The sequence below is a fragment of the Okeania sp. SIO2F4 genome, from assembly GCF_010672385.1.
Classification (GTDB): domain Bacteria; phylum Cyanobacteriota; class Cyanobacteriia; order Cyanobacteriales; family Microcoleaceae; genus Trichodesmium.
This window is the reverse complement of sequence record NZ_JAAHGT010000909.1, coordinates 1-3,920: the sequence shown is the minus strand read 5'-3', so window position 1 is coordinate 3,920 and position 3,920 is coordinate 1. Positions and strand designations below refer to the sequence as shown.

Annotated in this window: 2 protein-coding genes; one reads left to right on the top strand and one right to left on the bottom strand. The window is 34.5% G+C overall.

Going from position 1 to position 3,920, the window contains the following annotated elements; genetic code table 11:
• Positions 1 to 448 precede the first annotated feature (448 nt).
• Positions 449 to 727 carry a Mo-dependent nitrogenase C-terminal domain-containing protein gene (locus F6K22_RS34805; protein WP_293108970.1) on the bottom strand — a complete coding sequence of 93 codons (279 nt, stop codon included), beginning with the start codon at positions 725 to 727 and terminating at the stop codon, positions 449 to 451.
• A gap of 1,715 nt (positions 728 to 2,442) precedes the next feature.
• Here F6K22_RS34805 and F6K22_RS34800 point away from each other — a divergent pair.
• Positions 2,443 to 3,920 (top strand): tetratricopeptide repeat protein (locus tag F6K22_RS34800; protein ID WP_293108967.1); only part of this gene is annotated, 1,478 nt, incomplete at its 3' end.

Sequence of the window (3,920 nt, the reverse complement as noted above, 5' to 3'; positions counted from 1 at the left end):
AATAATTAATAATTAATAATTAACAATTAATAATTAATAATTACCTCTTCTTGAAAACGGATAGGATTGATTAAAAGGGAATTTTTTTTCTTCTCTTGGTCGATTGGAGGCTAGCGAGGAGACCTCACCATCCCATCCTAACGGACTGCGAGCAATTCATGTCGCGAAGCGTTAACGAAGTTGTGCGTTAGCTAAACGACCGCTTTTTTCTCCATGAATGGAGAGGCTTTAAACCCTTATTTTTCGGTAAATGAAGTACAAATATTAATGTTAAAAGTCTTGTGGGGTGGGAATATTGCCCGGCCTATGTACTTCACTAATATCAAATATGCTGTATTAATTTTTAACTGAGTGGGAAAGCTTGTATTGATGCCAAAAGTCAACGTGCGTTCTCGGCTGTTGCTGAGATCAGACGCAGTAGAAATGCGGAATATTATTCTTGACAAGATTAGCAGTATGAGGTAACATCTTCTCCACAAACATCCGCCAAATAACACAAAGCTCTAAACCTCAAATCAATTAGTTCATTGTAAAGAGGGTTAAGTTTGCACATAGGAGGAATGTGAAACAAGACATGACCCAAAAAACTGATATCGCGCTCAAAGGGGCACTGACTTGGAATTAATTTGCACAGAAATCTTGCTAATTTGGGATTATTAATTTCTATGCGATCTAGCCATTTTCTCAAAGGGCTTAATAGCTTAAATTTAGGTATTGTAATATACATACGAGCAGTTATAGCATTTAGAATTTTAGTGTTTTGGGGTCTCATCCATACCCCTGTTGCTTTCGCCAGATCGTGCATGGTTTTAAAGACTTACTATTAATTTCTACAGTGTATTTTTTGGCATTACCGGAAAGACAACATTTGAGTAGTAGTTGTCAATTGCTTGACAAAATTCACAAGCCAAAAATTAATTTTGATATTGACTTTTGAATTTCCAGTAAAATTTTTCCCCACAGTAGAGTATGGGGGGGTTTTTAGAAGATTCCTGGTTCAAAAACTCTTAACTAGGTCAAACAACATTTGACTGCGGATTAAATAAAACCCGCCCACTTGTTTTTTTCTCCCCTAGCTGAAGCGCGGAGGTCTTCAAACTACCGAGGATTTTTTGATGATTAGCTAAGGTTTAATTTTTGAATTGACGTCTATGTTATGTTGACATCTCCAGAGGTTAAAATATTGTGAATTCTATGGTTAGCCCACCGTAAATGGGATGCCCGATTTACTTGAAACCTGTCAACAGGCTCCTATTAGACTATCAAGTTTATTTGGAGGAATAATCTTCTTCTAGAAATACAGGATTATTAGATGACATAGTTTTCAGAGATTATCTATTCCTCATTTCAATCTTGCCAGACGACTATCTCCTAATTTTTATTTGATAATTTCATCAGTTGTGTTTCAACTGTACTGTTTTGATTGTAAATAATTCTACTAGAGTTCTGTCGGCATTTTGGCATAAAAATATTATGATGCCTCTAACTAATAGCGACTCAAGATGATTTTGTTTGCCTTCACTCCTTACCTAGAAAAATATCTAGCTGTGAAGCTCTACATTTTTTTGACAGGCTCCCAGAGAGAGTAGTTTTACCCAATATTTCGGAACAATAAATCTTTCCAATTAGGCTGCCTACTTGTCTTCAAGTCGTAAAAAACATAGTCCTCTCTTGACCGCTTGAGGCTAGGGAACCTCATTAGGGTCTTAACTTTAAAAGCGTAGTGCCTGTAGCACTTAATCTGGTGTAGTTAAGATTCCGAATTACTCTGAATCTTCTGGATTGCTCCAGGTTATCAACTACTCTATCGATTAATAAGCTCTTCGCTTAGAAAGTCTATATATAGCTAACCTGTTTTGTCACCTATTTGATTGTTACACCAATAGAGCTAATTGTTGCATCTTGACTCTTCACAAGTATAAATGATTTGAATAAAATAAATAAGTTTTACTAAACAATATTATATTGACTAAATATTTTTATTGTGGTATATGAGAGTGATGAATGTTACATTAACCAGGTTTGTTCATAGATGTCTATTCTTCAAACCAACTATTTATCGGTACTTTGAGATTTTTTACACCGAAAATGGCTTCAAACCCAGTATTAGCAAGGGAAATACCTCACAGTGCTAAAAACAGCTAAAACCTAGATATATCAAGAAAACAGTTAATTCAAGGTAAAAGCATTGCTGTATAAGGTTTTGAGCCTATTTGCAACCTATTTTTTTCTAAAGTCCAGTTATCCTAGAAACCGGGTTTTTTGCCTAAGTCCTATAATTAATAAAACGAAGATGATATGACTTTATAATTCATATTCTTTATCTGGAGACGTCTACTAAATAAGTTTCTGCTTAAGGGTACAATCATTTAGATATTAAATAAGTGCAAATAATATAATACTATTCCCAGATATACCCTATCAGGTTCCAGGAAAAAAACTATGACCAAAACTAATTCCCAATCATCCCAAAAATTGACATTTTTAACTACATTAGAAACGGCGAATACCGAAACTCTTTCCCCACCCAAGGGAATTTTTAGCATCTTTTCTGCATTCCCAGAATATGACCGTGGCAACAGACTTTATGAGATGGGTAGATACGAGTCAGCCATTCCCTACTACGAGAACGCAGTGAAAATAAAGCCAGACTGGGCAATAGGTTGGTTAAAGCTAGCTGATACATTATATAAACTGCGAAAGTATGAACAAGCAGTAGAGGCTTATAAAAAATCCCTATCGCTCAAACCAAACGCTCATCAAGCTTGGAATAGTTATGGAGTTGTATTATCTAACTTAAGGCAGTATGAAGAAGCGATCGTCTGCTTTGACAAGGGAATCAAAATTAACCAAAATAACTACGAACTATGGTTTAATAAAGCAATTGTTTTAACTGAATTAAAACAGTATTTATCTGCCATAAACTGCTACAAAAAAGCACTGAAAATACAACCAATGAAGGGAGAAATTTGGTATGCTCAAGGGCAAGCTTTATTAACTCTAAAAAAATATGCTGAAGCATTAGCTGCTTATGATTGTGCAGTGAAACTTCAACCTGATAATTATCAGATTTGGTTGAACCGAGGATTAGCCTTAGTAGAAACTCAACGTTATGCAGAAGCAATTATTAGTTATGACCATGCAATAGAATTACAACCAGAGAATTATTTAGCTTGGTTTAACTTAGGTATTGCTCAAAGTAAACTACATAAATATCACGATGCGGTCTCTTCTTTTAATAAAGCAATTAAATTAAATCCCGATGATTATGAAGCTTGGTATTATAAAGGATTAGCTTTAAAAAATCATTGGAAAGAAGGAGGAGTTGCTTGTTTTGATAAGGCAATTAATTTTAATCCTAATCTACCAGAAATTAGGATTAGTCGTGGTTATATTTTATTAGATTTATTTAAGTATAATGAGTCACTAGAATCTTTTAATCAGGCAATTACAATTAATTCTAATTATCCAGAAGCTTGGTTAGGTCGAGGTAAAGCATTTATGGCACTGGATAAATATAATGAAGCTCTTATTGCTTATGGTAATGCCATTAGTATTGAGCCATATTTTTTAGAGGCTTGGAATTGTCGAGGTGAAGTATTAGAAAAACTCCAGAAGTACGATAAAGCATTAGCAGCTTATGACAAAGTAATAGAAATGAGTTTTCAGCAAGGAATTTCTGTTGCTAAAGTTGGTTTACAAAGGGGTGCAGCTTTAGAAAAGTTAGAGCGATATACTGAAGCAATAGCAGCTTATGATTTGGTAATTGGAAAGCAGCCAGATAATTTTGATGCTTGGTTAAACCGGGGATTAAGCTTAGAAAAAATGGTAATTTATGAAGAAGCTGTTTTTAGTTATAATCAAGCTATTAGTATTTGGCCGAGTAATTATCAAGCTTGGTCACAATTAGCTTTGATGTT